General features: G+C 69.4%; 14 protein-coding genes, 1 tRNA gene, 2 pseudogenes and 1 riboswitch. Of the genes and pseudogenes, 11 read left to right on the top strand and 6 right to left on the bottom strand.

Annotated elements, in window-relative coordinates:
• Positions 1–75: 75 nt before the first annotated feature.
• The 6 genes from OHB13_RS13925 to OHB13_RS13900 all read left to right on the top strand — a co-directional run bounded on the left by OHB13_RS13925 (position 76) and on the right by OHB13_RS13900 (position 6,201).
• A complete protein-coding gene (locus OHB13_RS13925; RefSeq protein ID WP_328377296.1) occupies positions 76–1,146 on the top strand; it encodes a LysM peptidoglycan-binding domain-containing protein in 1,071 nt (356 codons plus the stop codon).
• A 256-nt stretch (positions 1,147–1,402) separates the two neighbouring features.
• A riboswitch (cyclic di-AMP (ydaO/yuaA leader) is annotated at positions 1,403–1,589 on the top strand.
• A 3-nt stretch (positions 1,590–1,592) separates the two neighbouring features.
• Entirely contained in the window at positions 1,593–2,303 is a 711-nt protein-coding gene (locus tag OHB13_RS13920) for a transglycosylase family protein (RefSeq protein ID WP_266856276.1), read from the top strand.
• A 286-nt stretch (positions 2,304–2,589) separates the two neighbouring features.
• Positions 2,590–3,879, top strand: a complete 1,290-nt coding sequence (gene eno / locus OHB13_RS13915; protein WP_164260962.1) for a phosphopyruvate hydratase — start codon at positions 2,590–2,592, stop codon at positions 3,877–3,879.
• Between the two features lie 140 nt (positions 3,880–4,019).
• Positions 4,020–4,496, top strand: a complete 477-nt coding sequence (locus OHB13_RS13910; RefSeq protein ID WP_266856281.1) for an FtsB family cell division protein — start codon at positions 4,020–4,022, stop codon at positions 4,494–4,496.
• 168 nt (positions 4,497–4,664) lie between these two features.
• Positions 4,665–5,213: a DUF501 domain-containing protein gene (locus OHB13_RS13905; RefSeq protein WP_266856283.1), complete on the top strand. Its 549-nt coding sequence runs from the start codon at positions 4,665–4,667 to the stop codon at positions 5,211–5,213.
• Positions 5,214–5,271: 58 nt separating this feature from the next.
• Positions 5,272–6,201 carry a Ppx/GppA phosphatase family protein gene (locus OHB13_RS13900; protein WP_328377295.1) on the top strand — a complete coding sequence of 310 codons (930 nt, stop codon included), beginning with the start codon at positions 5,272–5,274 and terminating at the stop codon, positions 6,199–6,201.
• Positions 6,202–6,219: 18 nt separating this feature from the next.
• On the opposite strand, the pseudogene OHB13_RS13895 reads toward OHB13_RS13900, so the two are convergent.
• Together OHB13_RS13895 and OHB13_RS13890 are read right to left on the bottom strand one after the other, a co-directional pair.
• Positions 6,220–6,473 (bottom strand): annotated as a pseudogene (locus OHB13_RS13895) (type II toxin-antitoxin system RelE family toxin).
• Positions 6,451–6,534, bottom strand: a pseudogene (locus tag OHB13_RS13890) (type II toxin-antitoxin system Phd/YefM family antitoxin); the annotation flags it as partial. The pseudogenes OHB13_RS13895 and OHB13_RS13890, both read right to left, overlap by 23 nt.
• 493 nt (positions 6,535–7,027) lie before the next feature.
• On the opposite strand from OHB13_RS13890, the gene OHB13_RS13885 reads away from it, so the two are divergent.
• Entirely contained in the window at positions 7,028–8,425 is a 1,398-nt protein-coding gene (locus OHB13_RS13885; protein WP_266856287.1) for an NAD(P)/FAD-dependent oxidoreductase, read from the top strand.
• Between the two features lie 205 nt (positions 8,426–8,630).
• Complete coding sequence (locus OHB13_RS13880) at positions 8,631–9,926, top strand: SAM-dependent methyltransferase (protein WP_266856289.1); 1,296 nt, start codon at positions 8,631–8,633, stop codon at positions 9,924–9,926.
• Positions 9,927–10,057: 131 nt separating this feature from the next.
• Here OHB13_RS13880 and OHB13_RS13875 read toward each other — a convergent pair whose 3' ends face one another.
• Positions 10,058–12,583, bottom strand: a complete 2,526-nt coding sequence (locus OHB13_RS13875; RefSeq protein WP_328377294.1) for an ABC transporter permease — start codon at positions 12,581–12,583, stop codon at positions 10,058–10,060.
• A 97-nt stretch (positions 12,584–12,680) separates the two neighbouring features.
• Positions 12,681–13,451, bottom strand: a complete 771-nt coding sequence (locus OHB13_RS13870; RefSeq protein WP_266856293.1) for an ABC transporter ATP-binding protein — start codon at positions 13,449–13,451, stop codon at positions 12,681–12,683.
• A 399-nt stretch (positions 13,452–13,850) separates the two neighbouring features.
• On the opposite strand from OHB13_RS13870, the gene OHB13_RS13865 reads away from it, so the two are divergent.
• Positions 13,851–13,933 (top strand) — tRNA-Leu (locus tag OHB13_RS13865).
• A gap of 128 nt (positions 13,934–14,061) precedes the next feature.
• The gene (locus tag OHB13_RS13860) at positions 14,062–14,943 is read left to right on the top strand and encodes a Bax inhibitor-1/YccA family protein (protein WP_328377293.1); all 882 of its coding nucleotides are present in this window, start codon (positions 14,062–14,064) and stop codon (positions 14,941–14,943) included.
• A 136-nt stretch (positions 14,944–15,079) separates the two neighbouring features.
• On the opposite strand, the gene OHB13_RS13855 is transcribed toward OHB13_RS13860, so the two are convergent.
• Positions 15,080–15,310 carry a DUF4287 domain-containing protein gene (locus OHB13_RS13855; protein WP_266856297.1) on the bottom strand — a complete coding sequence of 77 codons (231 nt, stop codon included), beginning with the start codon at positions 15,308–15,310 and terminating at the stop codon, positions 15,080–15,082.
• 110 nt (positions 15,311–15,420) lie between these two features.
• Here OHB13_RS13855 and OHB13_RS13850 point away from each other — a divergent pair, with 110 nt between their 5' ends.
• Entirely contained in the window at positions 15,421–15,738 is a 318-nt protein-coding gene (locus tag OHB13_RS13850) for a hypothetical protein (protein ID WP_266856299.1), read from the top strand.
• A 127-nt stretch (positions 15,739–15,865) separates the two neighbouring features.
• On the opposite strand, the gene OHB13_RS13845 is transcribed toward OHB13_RS13850, so the two are convergent.
• Positions 15,866–16,717 (bottom strand): hypothetical protein, encoded by an 852-nt coding sequence (locus tag OHB13_RS13845; protein WP_266856301.1) that lies wholly within the window; start codon positions 16,715–16,717, stop codon positions 15,866–15,868.
• Positions 16,718–17,118: the final 401 nt, after the last annotated feature.

Raw genomic sequence — 17,118 nt, 5'->3', positions numbered from 1 at the left:
GCATCGACTTGTGACTGGTGTTCGAGTGCGGCTACGTTCACCCCTCGACTCATCCGTCACACGGAAGGCCACCGCATGCGCACCGGGAACGGTCGGCACCGCCGCCCCCGTCAGGCTCCAGCTCTTGTCGTAGCGGCAGGAGTTACGGGCTCGGCCATCGCCCTTCCGCTGCTGGCGTCGACCGGCGCCCACGCTGCCGACGCCACGACCTGGGACCGGGTGGCGCTGTGCGAGAGCGGCGGCATCTGGAGCACCGACCTCGGCAACGGGCACTACGGCGGCCTCCAGTTCTCGCAGGCGACCTGGGACAAGTACGGAGGCGGGCAGTACGCGGCCCGCCCCGACCTGGCCAGCCGCTCCCAGCAGATAGCCGTGGCCAAGAAGGTGTACGCGGCCGAGGGTGCGACTCCCTGGGCCAGTTGTGCGGCCATCGCCGGGCTGACGAAGGACGACGCGGACAGCGCCTCCGTGGACCCGGGCTCCCCGGACACCGCGAGCCCGAGCCCCGCGAAGCCGACCGATTCCGCGAAGCCGAGCGATTCGGCCAAGCCGACCGGTTCCGCCAAGGACCCGGCGGGCGGGGACACGGACGCGGACGGTTCGAAGCAGACACCGTCGAAGCACGCGCCGTCGAAGCAGGCGAGTCCGAGCCCGTCCGATTCCCCTTCGGGCGCCCCGTCCTCCTCATCGGCCCCGTCATCCCCCACATCTGACCCCTCATCGGACACATCAGACTCTTCCGGCGATTCAGGCTCTTCGGGCACTTCGGGCACTTCGGGCACTTCTGGCCCCAGCGCATCCGCCACGCCCGGCCCCTCGGACTCGGCGGCACCCGCCGGTCCTGCTTCCGGTGACGCCCCGGGGGGCGGCAAGCACCGGGGCGGCGAGGCCACCGGTGGCTCCGGAGCGAGCCATGACGAGACCGGGCGGCACGCTTCACGCGGCGGGGAGGTGTCCCGCGATGACGCCCGTACGGACGGCAGCTACACCGTCCGCGCGGGTGACAATCTGTGGTCCATCGCGGAGGCGCACGATCTGCCCGGCGGATGGCCCGCGCTCTACGCGGCGAACCATCGGACCGTCGGAGGCGATCCGGACTTCATCGTTCCTGGCCAGAGCCTTGATCTCGACCGAAATCAGGGGTAGTTCGGACCTGTATGTCCGCTTCTGTTCGAGTGAGACATGGCTCTCGTCGGCGCTGCTGAATGTCCGGACTGTCCGCCCGGCGTACGCCGCACCTCACCTGCGGAAACAGGTCACGCGGGGTCGTAAACCAGGGATTTGCTCCCCGATGTTCATCTTTGAATATCGGGGGGTCCTGTGATTACGGTCAGACCGCTCGCACCGCGGGCCTCTTCGATCGCCACGCCGAATCCTGCCATCGGTCGAAGGGAAACAGTGACGCTAAGAAGCGCCGCAGGCAGGAGCGGGGGACCCAGGTAAGCGCCGGGGCCGGCCGTCCGTTCAGAGTCAGAGAACGGCACGAACCGGGACCGGCTTGGGGTGAAGCTGTGCGCTAGGCCGCGCAGCCGGGCAACTCATTGGCCCGAACCCGACAGCTCACCTCGTAGGCGTCGGTGAGGAGATTCTTCATGCTGTTTTCCAGCAAGTCCAAGCACCGTCGCCCCTCGAAGGCCGTCCGCGTCGCCACTCTCGCCGGTGTTGCCGGTGCCGCTGTGGCCGTACCGCTGATCGGGGCGACCTCGGCCTCCGCCGCTTCGGTCTCGACCTGGGACGCCGTCGCGCAGTGCGAGTCCGGTGGCAACTGGTCCACCAACACGGGCAACGGCTACTACGGCGGCCTCCAGTTCAACAACTCCAGCTGGGCCGCCGCCGGCGGTACGCAGTACGCCCCGCGTGCCGACCTCGCCACCAAGGGCCAGCAGATCGCCACCGCCGAGAAGCTTCTCGCCATGCAGGGTCCGGGCGCCTGGTCCTGCGCCGGTGCCGGCGGCCTGACCAGCGGCGGTCCGAGCCCGGACGTCTCCACCGGTTCGAACAGCGGCTCCTCCTCGTCGAGCGCCGACCAGCAGAGCAGCCACAGCGACCAGCAGGCCGCTTCGCGCAGCGAGGCCCGCACCAGTGCGCCGGCCGCCCCGAAGCACGCCGCTCCCCGGCACGCCGCTCCCGCCAAGATCCAGAAGGGTGACGGCGAGTACAAGGTCAAGGCCGGCGACACCCTCTCCACGATCGCCAAGGCCGAGCACGTCTCCGGTGGCTGGAAGAAGGTCTTCGACCTGAACAAGGACGTCGTGAAGGACGCCAACCTGATCTACCCCGGTCAGCAGCTCCACCTGAGCTGATATCAGCTCTCCCCAGCACCCCCGGCCCGGCGCGACTCCCCCGTACGCGCCGGGCCGGGGGTCTCTCCGCCGGAGCCGCGTCCCGGTTCCGTCCGGCGGCCCGGCGGGGGCGGTGAGGTGGTCACGGTCTGGTAAATTTGGTGACTTTCACACCGTCATACGATCTTTTGGGCCCTTTTTCGTCCCAGGGTCCGGGCGCCCTGCAGGCCTATGGCTCCGAGCCGGTTAGGCTCGTGCCGCAAGGCCAAAGAGACCCTGCGCCCATAGCGTCACATCCCAGAAGGAGATGCTAGTGCCGTCCATCGACGTCGTCGTAGCCCGGGAAATCCTGGACTCCCGAGGCAACCCCACGGTCGAGGTCGAGGTCGGCCTCGACGACGGCAGCACGGGCCGTGCCGCCGTCCCGTCCGGCGCCTCCACCGGTGCGTTCGAGGCCATCGAGCTCCGCGACGGTGACCCCAACCGTTACCAGGGCAAGGGCGTCGAGAAGGCAGTCCTCGCCGTCATCGAGCAGATCGGGCCGGAGCTCGTCGGCTACGACGCCACCGAGCAGCGCCTGATCGACCAGGCGATGTTCGACCTGGACGCGACGGAGAACAAGGGCTCGCTCGGCGCCAACGCCATCCTCGGCGTCTCGCTCGCCGTGGCACACGCCGCTTCCGAGGCTTCCGACCTCCCGCTCTTCCGCTACCTGGGCGGCCCGAACGCGCACCTACTGCCCGTTCCGATGATGAACATCCTGAACGGCGGGTCGCACGCCGACTCCAACGTCGACATCCAGGAGTTCATGATCGCGCCGATCGGCGCCGAGTCCTTCTCGGAGGCGCTGCGCTGGGGCGCCGAGGTTTACCACACCCTCAAGAAGGTCCTGAAGACCAAGGGCCTGTCGACCGGTCTCGGCGACGAGGGCGGCTTCGCGCCGAACCTGGAGTCGAACCGCGCCGCCCTCGACCTCATCCTTGAGGCCATCAAGGAGGCCGGCTACGCGCCGGGCAAGGACATCGCGCTCGCGCTCGACGTCGCCGCCTCCGAGTTCTACAAGGACGGCAAGTACGAGTTCGAGGGCAAGTCCCGCTCGGCCGCCGAGATGACCGAGTACTACGAGGAGCTCGTCGCCTCGTACCCGCTCGTCTCCATCGAGGACCCGCTGTACGAGGACGACTGGGACGGCTGGAAGGTCATCACCGACAAGCTGGGCGCCAAGGTCCAGATCGTCGGCGACGACCTCTTCGTCACCAACCCGGAGCGGCTGGCCCGCGGCATCGAGGAGGGCTCCGCCAACGCCCTGCTCGTCAAGGTCAACCAGATCGGTTCGCTGACCGAGACCCTGGACGCCGTCGAGCTCGCGCAGCGCAACGGCTTCAAGTGCATGATGTCGCACCGCTCCGGTGAGACCGAGGACGTCACCATCGCCGACCTCGCGGTCGCCGTGAACTGCGGCCAGATCAAGACCGGCGCCCCGGCCCGCTCGGACCGCGTCGCCAAGTACAACCAGCTGCTGCGCATCGAGGAGATCCTCGACGACGCCGCGGTCTACGCGGGCCGTTCGGCGTTCCCGCGCTTCCGCTCCAGCTGACACCGCCGCAGAGCTGACACCGCCGAAGAACTGAATAAAGCGCTGAATCAGCAGCAAAGGCGCAGCCACGCGCAGCCGTCCCCGTGCCCGGTCCCGTACCGTGTCCGGGGACGGACGTGCGTGTGTAACGGGGAGGCGGCATGGCAGGGAACCGGGACCGGTTCTCCACCGCGACCAGACTCAAGGTGCTCGGTGAGCAGACCGCGGCCCGTGTCTACCGCTCCCAGTCCAGGCGCCAGGCGCGCAGGCCCCGGCTCACCGGCCGGGCGGCGATACTGCTCATGGTGCTCTGCACCCTGGTGGTCGCGCTCGCGTATCCGATGCGGCAGTACGTCTCGCAGCGCGGCGACATCGCCGACCAGCGGCGCCAGGTGAGCGAGGCGAGGGCGCGTGTCGAGGAGCTGCGGGACGAGAAGGCCCGCCTCCAGGACAACGCGTACGTGGAGCGGCTGGCCCGTGAGCAACTGCACTACGTACGGCCGGGGGAGACCAACTACACGATGGTCGATCCCGACGCCCGCACCCGGCGCACCGCCGGCAAGGGCGCGGCGGACCGGCCCTGGTACTCGAACCTGTGGGACGGCGTGGACAGCGCGGACCGCACCAAGGCCCCCTAGGCGGGGCCGGCACCGGCCGTGCGCCCCACCGGCTGCTGCCGGCCACACGTCTCACAGCCACTCAGTTCACCGGCACTCAGTTCACAGCCACTCAGTTCACCGGCACTCAGTTCACAGCCACTCAGCTCACCGGCACTCACTTCACCAGCACTCAGATCCAAGGCAGGCATGGAAACGCCCCCTCCGCAGACCGACCGTACCGAGCCCACCGACGCGGACATCAGCGCGTTCAAGGAGCAGCTCGGCCGACCGCCCCGCGGGCTGCGCGCCATCGCGCACCGCTGCCCGTGCGGCAACCCCGACGTCGTCGAGACGGCCCCGCGTCTGGAGGACGGCACGCCGTTCCCGACGACGTACTACCTGACCTGCCCGCGTGCGGCCTCCGCGATCGGCACGCTGGAGGCGAACGGCGTCATGAAGGAGATGACCGAGCGCCTGCGCACCGACCCCGAACTGGCCGCCGCCTACCGGGCCGCGCACGAGGACTACATCGCCCGCCGCGACGCGATCGAGGTCCTGGAGGGCTTCCCGAGCGCGGGTGGGATGCCCGACCGGGTCAAGTGCCTGCATGTCCTGGTCGGTCATTCACTGGCCGCGGGGCCCGGCGTCAACCCGCTGGGGGACGAGGCGATCGCGATGCTGCCCGAGTGGTGGGCGAAGGGCCCGTGCGTGCCGCGGGCCCGCGACGGCGAGGGCTCCGCCCCGCTCGGCGACTGAAGAACCGGGCCGGGACCGGACCCCCACCCCCCTTTCACACATCCGTGAGGACACCCATATGACCCGCGTCGCTGCCATTGACTGCGGTACGAACTCCATCCGTCTGCTCGTCGCGGACGCCGACCCCGCCACCGGTGAACTCGTCGACCTGGACCGGCGGATGACCATCGTCCGGCTCGGCCAGGACGTCGACCGGACGGGCCGGCTCGCCCCCGAGGCGCTGGAGCGGACCTTCGCGGCCTGTACGGAGTACGCCGAGATCATCAAGGCCCATGGCGCCGAGCGTCTCCGCTTCGTCGCCACGTCCGCGTCCCGCGACGCCGAGAACCGGGACGAGTTCGTCAGCGGGGTGCGCGACATCCTCGGCGTCGAGCCCGAGGTGATCACCGGCGACCAGGAGGCCGAGTTCTCCTTCACCGGCGCGACGAAGGAACTGGCCGGTCAGGGCGGCGAGTACCTGGTGGTGGACATCGGCGGCGGCTCGACCGAGTTCGTCGTCGGGGACGAGAACGTCAAGGCGGCCCGCTCGGTGGACATCGGCTGCGTACGGCTCACCGAGCGGCACGTCCGCCACGACCCGCCGACGCTCGGCGAGATCACCGCGATGCGGGCCGACATCGACGCCGCGCTGGACGAGGCGGCGGAAACGGTCCCGCTGTCCGGGAACCGCACGCTCGTCGGTCTCGCCGGTTCGGTGACCACCGTCAGCGCCATCGCGCTGGGCCTCGACGCCTACGACTCGACGGCGATCCACCACTCACGGATCACCGCGGCGCAGGTCGGCGAGATCGCCGGAACCCTGCTGATCTCGTCCCACGACGAGCGTGCGGCGATCCCGGTGATGCATCCGGGGCGGGTCGACGTCATCGGTGCGGGAGCGATGATCCTGCACTCGGTCATGAAGCGGACCGGCGCCGGCGAGGTGGTCGTCAGCGAGCACGACATCCTCGACGGCATCGCGTGGAGCTGTGCGCGCGACGCCGAGTGACCTTGGTGCTGCCCGCTCTCAGATGTTGCGGTGGACGTCGCGCCGGTCGCCGACTTTGACGACGAGGATGATGAGTTCGCCGTCTTCGACCTGGTAGGCAGCCCGGTAGCTGCCGACTCGGAGCCGATAGAGGCCCGACGGGCCGGTGAGCTTCTTGATGTCGGCGTCCTCGCGGCCGGATCGTCACCGAGTGCGGTCAGCGCGGCCAGAATGCGCATGGCGGCAGGCCGGTCGATGGCTCGAAGGTGCCGTAGGCGTGCCACCCTCGGCACGGTTGATGTGGTCCGACAGGTGTGCGCGGGCTTCCCGCACGGTCACAGCGTTCTCAGCCATGAAGACGGTGTACGCGTAATTGTGTACACGCGCCTGGGGTGCGCCCGGGAGGCCGCTCGGGCGGCCGGGAAGCACGTCCGGGAGGCCGCTCAGGGGATGACGATGACAGCGTTGTCAGGCTTCTGGGGCGCGCCCGTGAGCCGTCCCGGCGGTCGGCCGCGAGAAAGTTCGTGAAGTTCTTCACAAGGAATTGGGGCCTGTCGGCCGAAGATCTGAGGACATCGGGCCCAGTCGGGTGCCCGTAGGTCTCTGTTCCGCGTATCGCGCACGGTGTCGTACGTGTTGCAGGGGGATGTCATCGGGCAGTGGTCCAGTCGGCGCGACGCCGTGAGGGCCAGCTCAAGTGGGGTGGACAACGTCCCCCGAGGTGTGTTGGTTCCCTTGCGGAGGAGTGACCTCCGTCATGTGAGCCGCGCAGTGTAGCAGAGGTGCCCTTCGACCTTGTGAAGGGGCGCACGAGGTACCCCCCCTCAGGAGGTGGATACTCGTTGCCATGAGCACCACGGAGCGTCCCAGGATCCTCGTAGTTGGAGGCGGGTACGTAGGCCTGTACGCAGCTCGACGCATTCTCAAGAAGATGCGCTACGGCGAAGCGACCGTCACGGTCGTGGACCCGCGCTCGTACATGACGTACCAGCCCTTCCTCCCCGAAGCTGCTGCCGGCAGCATCTCGCCCCGGCACGTCGTCGTCCCGCTGCGACGCGTGCTGCCGAAGGCCGAGATCCTCACCGGCCGAGTCACCACGATCGACCAGGACCGCAAGGTCGCCACGGTCGCGCCGCTCGTCGGCGAGGCCTACGAGCTGCCCTTCGACTACCTGGTCATCGCGCTCGGCGCGGTCTCCCGTACCTTCCCGATCCCCGGCCTCGCCGAGCAGGGCATCGGCATGAAGGGCGTCGAAGAGGCGATCGGTCTGCGCAACCACGTCCTTGAGCAGCTCGACAAGGCCGACTCGACGACCGACGAGGATGTCCGCCGCAAGGCGCTGACCTTCGTCTTCGTCGGCGGTGGCTTCGCGGGTGCGGAGACCATCGGCGAGGTCGAGGACATGGCCAGGGACGCCGCGAAGTACTACACCAACGTCAAGCGCGAGGACATGCGCTTCCTGCTGGTCGACGTGGCGGACAAGATCCTTCCCGAGGTCGGGCCGAAGCTCGGCGCGTACGGCAAGGAGCACCTGGAGTCCCGCGGGGTCGAGGTCTACCTCAAGACCGGCATGGACTCCTGCATCGACGGCCACGTGGTGCTGAACAACGGCCTGGAGGTCGACGCCAACACGCTCGTCTGGACCGCCGGCGTCAAGCCGAACCCGGTCCTGGCGCGTTACGGTCTGCCGCTCGGCCCCCGCGGCCACGTGGACACCTCGGAGAAGCTCCAGGTGCAGGGCACGGACTACATCTGGGCCGCGGGTGACAACGCGCAGGTCCCGGACATGGCCGCCCGCAAGGCCGGTGTCGAGAACGCCTGGTGCCCGCCGAACGCCCAGCACGCGCTGCGTCAGGCCAAGGTCCTCGGTGACAACGTCATCTCGGGTATGCGCGGCTTCCCGCAGGGCGACTACGAGCACGCCAACAAGGGTGCGGTGGCGGGCCTCGGCCTCCACAAGGGCGTCGCGATGATCGTCATGGGCAAGATGAAGATCAAGCTCAAGGGCCGTCTCGCCTGGTACATGCACCGTGGTTACCACGGCCTCGCGGTGCCGACCTGGAACCGCAAGATCCGCGTCGTCGCCGACTGGACGCTCGCGATGTTCCTCAAGCGCGAGGTCGTCTCGCTCGGCGCGATGGAGACTCCCCGCGAGGAGTTCTACGAGGCGGCCAAGCCGGCGCCCCGTCCCGCGGCGCCGAAGGCCGAAGCGGGCAAGTCCGACGCCGAGAAGGCCAAGGCCTGACTCGGTAGCACAGCAGGTTCGTTCAGGTCCGAGAGGCCGTCCGCCATCCGTGGTGCGGGCGGCCTCTTCGACGTACCGGGACAGATGTACATGTATCCACCACGGATTTTACGCTCCCGTTATGTGGTATTGGGACTGTGGCGGCGGGTGTTCGGTGTTTACCTACTGCTGAGCCTTTCCCATCTGTTGTACGGAGGTGTGCGCCATGGCCGACGCCGCGCTGCGGCTGACCACTCTCGCCGAGGAGCTTCTGGGAGCCCCGCTCCCGGTCCGCATCCGGGCCTGGGACGGCAGCGAGTCCGGGCCGCCGGGGACGCCCGTCCTGGTGATCCGTCACCGGCGCGCCCTGCGGCGGCTGTTGTGGAAGCCGGGGGAGCTCGGCCTCGCCCGCGCCTGGGTCGCCGGTGAGATCGACGTGGACGGCGATCTGTACGCGGCGCTCGACCTGCTGGCCGGGCTCATCTGGGAGCGCGACGACCCGGCGGAGCTCAAGAAGGCGCGCCTGCCGCTGTTCGACCCGAAGTTGCGGGCAGCCGCCCGCGGGCTCCTCGACATCGGCGGGCTGCTGCCCCCGCCACCCCCACCGGCTGAGGAGATCAGACGCCGCCGGGGCCCGGTCCACACCAAGCGCCGTGACCAGCAGGCCATCAGCCACCACTACGACGTCGGCAACGACTTCTACGAGCTGGTGCTCGGCCCGTCGATGGTTTACTCCTGCGCCTACTGGGCCGAGGACTCCACACTGGAGACCGCCCAGCGCGACAAGCTCGACCTGGTCTGCCGGAAGCTGGAGCTCCAGGAGGGGATGCGGCTGCTCGATGTCGGCTGCGGATGGGGCTCGATGGCCATCCACGCCGCCCGCGAGTACGGGGCCCGGGTCACCGGTGTCACCCTCTCCCGCGAGCAGGCCGCGTACGCGCGCAAGCGCATCGCCGAGGAGGGGCTGACGGACCGGATCGAGATCCGCGTCCAGGACTACCGGGACGTCAAGGACGGTCCTTACGACGCGATTTCGTCGATCGGGATGGCCGAGCACGTCGGCTCGGTCCGCTACCGGGAGTACGCGGACGATCTGTTCGCCCTGCTCAAGCCCGGCGGCCGGCTGCTCAACCACCAGATCGGCCGCCGCCCCGAGCGGGACGAATCGGCGTACGAGATCGACGCGTTCATCGACGCCTACGTCTTCCCGGACGGCGAGCTGTCGCCGGTCGGCCGGACCGTGGAGCTGCTTGAGGAAGCCGGTTTCGAGGCCCGCGACGTCGAGATGCTCCGTGAGCACTACGCGCTGACGCTCCGGGAGTGGGTGGCCAATCTGGAGGCGCGCTGGGCGGAGGCGGTCCGGCTGACGAGTCCGGGCCGGGCCCGGATCTGGCGGCTCTACATGGCCGCGTCCGCGCTCGCCTTCGAGAAGAACCGGATCGGCGTCAACCAGGTGCTGGCCGTGAAGACCCCGGAGAGCGGGGCCTCCGGGATGCCGCGCCGGGCCCGCGACTGGCGCTGAGGGCCGCGTACCCGCCCGGCCGGCGCCGGGCACACGCAAGGGAGGCCCGGGACACTGTCGATGTCCCGGGCCTCCCCGTCTGCGTATGACCCGCGCCGGGCGGGCTACTCCGCCAGCCCCGGCTGGTCCGGCTACTCCGTCTTGATCGCCGTCAGCATGTTCAGCCGCGCCGCGCTGCGGGCCGGCCAGAGCGAGGCCAGCACTCCGACGAACGCCGCGAGCACCAGGAAGATACCGATCCGACCCCACGGCATGACCAGCACGTAGTGCGGGATGTCCGACTTGATGGTCTGGCCGACCGCCCAGGCCAGGAAGGTTCCCAGCGCGATCCCGACCACCGCGCCGAAGAGCGAGATCACCACGGCCTCCAGCCGGATCATCCGCTTCACCTTGGCCCGGTCCAGGCCGATCGCCCGCAGCATCCCGATCTCCTGCTGCCGCTCGAAGACCGACATCGCCAGGGTGTTGACGACGCCGAGCACCGCGATGATCAGGGCCATCGCCAGCAGCCCGTACATGATGTTCAGGGTGGTGTTGATCATGCCGCCCATGGCGTTGCGGATGTCCTGCCGGCCCAGGACGGAGATGGCCGGGTTGCCGCCCATCGCGTCCACCAGGGCCTGCTCACCGGAGCCGCTGCCGCCGTCCGTCTTCACGTAGATCTGCGTGATGTCCTGCGTCTTCTCGTGCGGGGCGAGCACCGACGTGGGGGCCAGGACGGAGGAGACGAACTGGTTCTCCTTGAACACCGCGCCGACCGTCAGCGAGCCCTTCTTGTCGTCCAGGTACTTCGCGGACACCTTGCTGCCGGGCTTCCAGCCGTTCTTCTCCGCCGTCTTCTGCTCGACGGCGATCTGCCCCCTGGCGAGTGAGTCCAGTGAGCCCGAGACCACCGGGAGGTTGAGCACCTGCTGGATGTCGCCGGGCTTCACACTGGAGACCGACTCGTCACTGCCGTCGATGACGATCTGGGTGCCGCTCTGCGGGGAGACCGCGGTGACGCCCTTCGCCTTCTCCAGCGCGGTGACCGTGGAGGGCGTGAGCGACATGCCGTTGGCCATCTCGACCATGTAGTCGCCCTTGAAGTTGTCCGTGGTCATCCGGTCCACGGACTGGCCCACCGTGACACCGATCACCGAGAGTCCGGTGACCAGCGTCAGACCGATCGCCAGCGCGGAAGCGGTGGCCCCGGTGCGGCGCGGGTTACGGACCGCGTTCTGGCCCGCGAGCTTGCCCGACACCCCGAACACCCCGGTCAGCAGCGGTCGTACGAGCGCGATGACGGGACGGGAGAGCAGCGGGATCAGCACGATCACGCCGATCAGGGCGAGGAAGGCACCGGCCCCGATCATCATCCGGCCGCTGGAGCCGGCCGACGCACCGGCGACGATCACCGCGGCACCGGCCAGCGTGATGACGGCGCCGATCGAGTTCCGTACCACCAGGGACTTGGTCGTGGCGGGCAGATGCGCGCTGCCCATCGCCGCGACCGGCGGGATCTTCGCCGCCCTGCGGGCGGGCAGCCAGGCGGCGAGCATCGTGATCAGTACGCCGACGAGCAGCGCGATCAGTGCGGTGCTGGGCGACACGATCAGCGGGCCGCCGGGCACCTTCGCCCCGAACGAGCCCATCGCGGAGCGCAGCCCCACGGCCAGGCCGATACCGAGTCCGAAGCCGACCACGGAGGCGACCGTGCCGACCACCAGCGCCTCGGCGAGCACCGAGCGGGTGACCTGCTTACGGGATGCGCCGACGGCGCGCAGCAGGGCCAGCTCCTTGGTGCGCTGGGCGACCAGCATGGTGAAGGTGTTGGAGATCAGGAAGATCCCGACGAAGAGCGCGACCGCTGCGAAGCCGAGGAGCATCTGGCTCAGCCCCGACATCTCCCGCTCGATCTGCTTGGCCTGCTTGTCGGCGACCTGCTTGCCGGTCTGGGCGTCGGCGTTCTTCGGGAGGAGCGGCTTGACCTCGGAGAGGAGCTTCGCCTGGGAAGTGCCGGGAGTGGCCGCGATGTTGACGTCCTCGTACCAGCCGGGCTTCAGATAGAGCTTCTGCGTGACCGCGGTGTCGAAGAGGACCAGGCTGCCGCCGGCGCCGACCGCGCCGTCGTCGGTGGTGAAGATCCCGGCGAGGGTGTACTCGCGCACCGGCCCGTTCGTCGCGACCCGCACGGTGTCACCGACGTGGTAGCCGCCCTTGTCCGCGGTGTCCCGGTCCAGCGCGATCTGGCCGTCCCGTACCGGGCCCGAGCCGTCGGTGAACGCGTACTGGCCGTCCTTGCCCCCGGCGCCGGGGGAGAAGTTCCCGCCCTTGTTGGACCAGCCGTCGCCGATCAGCTTGCCCCGGTGGTCGGCGACACCGGCGAACCCGGAGACGCGGCCGGTGGCCGAGGCGACACCGTCCAGGCCGCGGATCCGGTCCAGGGTCTTCGTGCTGACTCCGGGGGCCTCCTTGGGGTTGTCCGAGTCGGAGTACGAGGTGACCGCGACAGCCACGTCGGAGTAGTTCTTGGCCGACTCGTTGCGGAAGGCGTGGCTGAGGGTGTCGGTGAAGACCAGGGTGCCGGAGACGAAGGCCACGCCGAGCAGCACGGCGAGGACGGTCATCAGCAGCCTGGCCTTGTGCGAGAGCACATTGCGCAGGGCGGTACGGAACATGGCGGGTGTCAGTCCTGAGGTGAGGAGCAGGCGGGGCGGGCGGAGTCGCCCGTACGGAGTGGGGCCGGCCGGGATGCGGACCCCGGCCGGGGCGGGGTCAGCTGGTACGGCCCCGGGCGTCGAACTCCTTCATCCGGTCCAGCACCGCGTCGGCGCTGGGCGACAGCATCTCGTCGACGATCCGGCCGTCGGCGAGGAAGATCACCCGGTCCGCGTAGGCGGCGGCCATCGCGTCATGGGTCACCATGACGACGGTCTGGCCCAGCTCCCGTACGGAGTTGCGCAGGAAGCCGAGCACCTCGGCGCCCGAGCGGGAGTCCAGGTTCCCGGTCGGCTCGTCGCCGAAGATGATCTCGGGCTGCGAGGCCAGCGCACGGGCCACGGCGACGCGCTGCTGCTGGCCGCCGGAGAGCTGGGTGGGCCGGTGGCTGAGCCGGTCCTTGAGCCCCACCATCTCGATGACGTTCGCCAGCCACGCCTTGTCGGGCTTGCGGCCCGCGATGTCCATCGGCAGCGTGATGTTCTCGGCCGCCGTCAGGGTGGGCAGCAGGTTGAAGGCCTGGAAGATGAAGCCGATCTTGTCCCGGCGCAACTGCGTGAGCTGCTTGTCCTTGAGGGTGCTCAGCTCGGTCTCACCGATGCGTACGGATCCCGATGTGAAGGTGTCGAGCCCCGCGACACAGTGCATCAGCGTCGACTTCCCGGAACCGGACGGGCCCATGATCGCGGTGAACTCGCCCTGCCGGAAGTCCACGGACACGCCGTCCAGGGCGACCACCTGGGTCTCCCCCTGGCCGTACACCTTGGAGAGGTCGGATGCGCGGGCGGCCACCGCGGTGGCGCGGCGGGCGGTGGTGGTCGAGGTCACGTGGGGCTCCTGTTCGGAACGGGATGCGGGGACCTCTTCATCCTTGCGGCCGCCCGGCGGCGAAACGTCCCTCCGCGTGCCCGTTCCCGTGGCCCTCTTGAGAGTGACCGGGAGGGCGCCGCCTCCTCCTCCGGTATGACACCGCCCCTGAGGCCGTCCCCCGCGGGTACCCCGGCCCGGCGGCCGGGCCGGGGCGGCGGGGCCGGTACGGCGACTTTCCGTCAATCCCGTACGCCCCGGTACGGGGCCGCCACCACATGTGGCATGTGCCGATGGCGCATCCACTGGCTGACGCACCTTCAGGCATCAATAAAATAAGACAACATCGGGTTAAGGGTCCGCTGTCCGGGCGGCGCGTCCGGATAGTCTCTGAAACGCGAATGCGGTGCCGCGCGTCTTGCCCGGATGGTGGAATGCAGACACGGCGAGCTTAAACCTCGCTGCCCCTCGGGGGCGTACCGGTTCAAGTCCGGTTCCGGGCACCTCGCCGGGCACCGGGCTCGGCCGGTGTCACGATCGCGGAAAGATCCTTCCCAGGCACTACGCCCTTCTCTTTGCTGTCCCATTACTCTGTTCACGAGGCCACGCACGGTGGCCACTGAGGAGTGAGATGAGGAGCAGCAACCCGGTCTTCTCGCGACGGGGCTTCAGCCGCGACAACGGCTACGCGGGGTTCAACTCGGCGCTGCTGGCCGGGGACCCCTCCGTAGCGGGCAACCCGTACGCGCAGAACCCGTCCGGCCAGAACGCGTACGCCAACCCGTACGCCGCCAATCCGTACGCGACCGACCCCAACGGCCCCCAGGCGCCCGCGCGCGCCGGCGCGATGACGATGGACGACGTCGTCTCGCGTACGGCCCTCACGCTCGGCACGGTCGCCGTCGGCGCCACGCTGGCCTGGGTGCTGCTGCCGGTCTCATCGACCAGCTACGGACTGGCCATCGGCTCCGCGCTGGTGGCCTTCGTCCTGGCGATGGTGCAGTCCTTCAAGCGCACGCCGACGCCCGCGCTGATCCTCGGCTACGCGTTCTTCGAGGGCATCTTCCTCGGCGTGCTCAGTGAGATGTACAACAGCCAGTGGTCGGGCGCGCCCTTCCAGGCGGTGCTGGGCACGATGGCGGTGTCGGCCGCGAGCCTGCTGGCGTACAAGCAGCGCTGGATCCGGGTCACCGCCCGGTACGCCCGCATCGGCATGACCATCGCCATGGCGTTCCTGATGGTGATGGTGGTCAATCTGCTGCTGGTCGCCTTCGGTGTCGCCGGTGACGGCGGGCTGCGCGACTTCGGTCCGCTCGGTGCGCTCGTCGGGGTGCTGGCGATCCTGATCGGCTGCTTCTTCCTGACGCTGGACTTCAAGCAGATCGAGGACGGCATCACCTATGGCGCCCCGCGCCAGGAGTCGTGGCTGGCGGCGTTCGGCCTGACCATGTCGCTCGTCTGGATCTATCTGGAGATGCTGCGGCTGGTCGCGATCTTCACCGGCAACGACTAGAGCGGCGTCAGTGAGCACCTGAGTGAGCATCTGAAGGGGCCCGTCCGGAAGTGTTCCGGACGGGCCCCTTCAGGTGTACTGGTGTGGTTGGAGCCGCTTGATACCGCTGTGCGGTGCCTCGGTGCCCGGAGGGTGCCTAGAGCAGCCGCCGCGCGGCTCGTCTCAGGTCGTACTCGTGGATGATCGCCTTGGCGTGGCCGTAGGCCAGGTGGTGTTCGGTCCTGAGCCAGCTGACCTTCTCGTCGAAGCGGACGAGGGTGGGGCCTTCGTCGACGGCGCGGAGCCAGTCGGACACTTCACGGCCGGTGCACTCGGGGATGCGGGAGAGCAGGTTGCGATGGGTCTCTTCGGAGAAGACTTGGGACATCGGCGCCTCCGGAGGCATTGCGCTGAGTCGGTATTGCTGTGCCTTCACTGCACCGTGCCTCAGCATCGGCCCGTTGGCAACAGTCCGGGGCGGGCGCGTAGGGTCGCGGCGTGCTCGATACGACGCCCCTCACCGCCGCCGCCGACCGCTTCGCCGACCGGCTGCGCTCCGCTCCGCAGAGCCGGCTCCAGCGCGGCGCCGCAGCCGTCGGGCTGGCGCTGGCCAGGGAACTGTCGTCGCGCGCGCAGCGCCTGGAGTCCCCGGACGCCGCCGTGCGGATCATGCCGGACGCCGGGCTGTTCGCCGTCGCCGACCAAGTCGCCGTCGCGGCACACGACTTGGCGGAGGAGCTGCGAACGGCCCCGTCCGTCGAGCTGGACGAGGCCGTGAAGTCGGTGGAGGCGGCCGAGGCCGGTTCGGGGCTGTGAGGGGCGCGAGGGGCCTTGCGGTGCTGGGCGTTACGGCCTTGGGCGGCTGCGGCGCTACGGAGACGGGCGCTGCGGCGAGGCCGTGATGCGGTCCGGTGTGACGCGTCCGGTGTGACGCGGTCCGGTCCTACAGCGACGCTATGACGCGGTCCGCGAGGATGTAGACGTTCTCCTCGCCGCAGGTGAAGGTCAGCGCGTACGCGCCGGAGATGCCGGAACCGCCCAGCAGGACCGGGTTGTCGCCCGCGCGCAGGGCCTCGGAGAGCCGCTCGGCGGTCTCGCGGTGGCCCGGCGTCATGCAGAGCGTGGTGCCGTCGGTGAAGACGTACACATCGAGCGTCCCGAGCGGGCCCGGACGGACGTCGGAGAGCGCGGTGCGGGTCTCGGCGAGCTCTTCGAGGCGGGTCACCATGCGCTCGTGCTCGGTCACCACGGGGGTCTGCACCGGGACGAAGTCGGGGTGCGAAGGGTGCCGGCGGCGGGCCGCGGCCAGTTCGGCGCTGTCGGCCGCGTACTCGTCGGGGCCCGGCTCGTCGTCCGCGTCGACGCCCGACTCGACGGCCGGTTCCAGCTCCGGGCCGAAGCCGGTCTCGAAGGCCGGGTCGACGCCGGTGAAGTCCGTCTGGCGCGGCAGGAAGAACGCGGCGTCCTCGCCGAGTCCGGCCAGGCCGCCCAGCAGGGACGGGGCGTCCGCCGCGTCGCGGGACTCCTGCGCGGCCCAGAAGGCGCGCGCCTCGGCCAGCTCGCGTTCACGTTCCTCGGCCAGCGCTTCCGCGACGGCCGCCCGTATCTCGGCCGCCGGGGTCTCACGCGCGGCCGGTACGGTCGCGCCCCGGGTGCTGCCGCCGGTGGCGCCGGCGAGGTCGTCACGCAGGGCGGCGATCTGGCGGCGGAGGCCGTGTGCGGCATGAAGGGACGCAGCGCCGACGGCCGTGGCGGTGGCCGTCGTCAGCAGCAGGGCAATCGACAAAGTGCTCACTGACTTACTCCCGGATTCAATCGGTCCCCGACTTCCTACATCAGCTTGTCGTGAGAGTGTGTCCGCTGTCAGTGCATTACGTCATGAATTGGACAGGTCTTTGGGCCCTGTTTTTCCCACTGATGCCGCTGTGACCTGCAGGAATGGAAGACCCTCAGGAGATAGGTCACATCCTGGGGGAGATTCGGTCACGACTGGGTGGCGAGAGGCTTGGACGGAGGGGAGTTGTGACAGTGGCGGCATCAATCGTGCCTCTCGGTAGCGGAGTTGCGAACGCCCCGACCCCTCCTGCGGGAGGGATCGGGGCGATTTGGCCGACGCAGCGTTATTCGGCGGACGCGCTGCGTGCGTGTCTGTGATTCCGCTGTGCAAGCACCGTGTGTTGCTGTGTTTCGCTGTGG

The sequence above is a fragment of the Streptomyces sp. NBC_00440 genome, assembly GCF_036014215.1.
In the GTDB taxonomy this organism is placed as follows: Bacteria; Actinomycetota; Actinomycetes; order Streptomycetales; family Streptomycetaceae; genus Streptomyces.
Note: the sequence above shows the minus strand (reverse complement) of the source record. Positions and strands in the feature narration are given on the sequence as shown.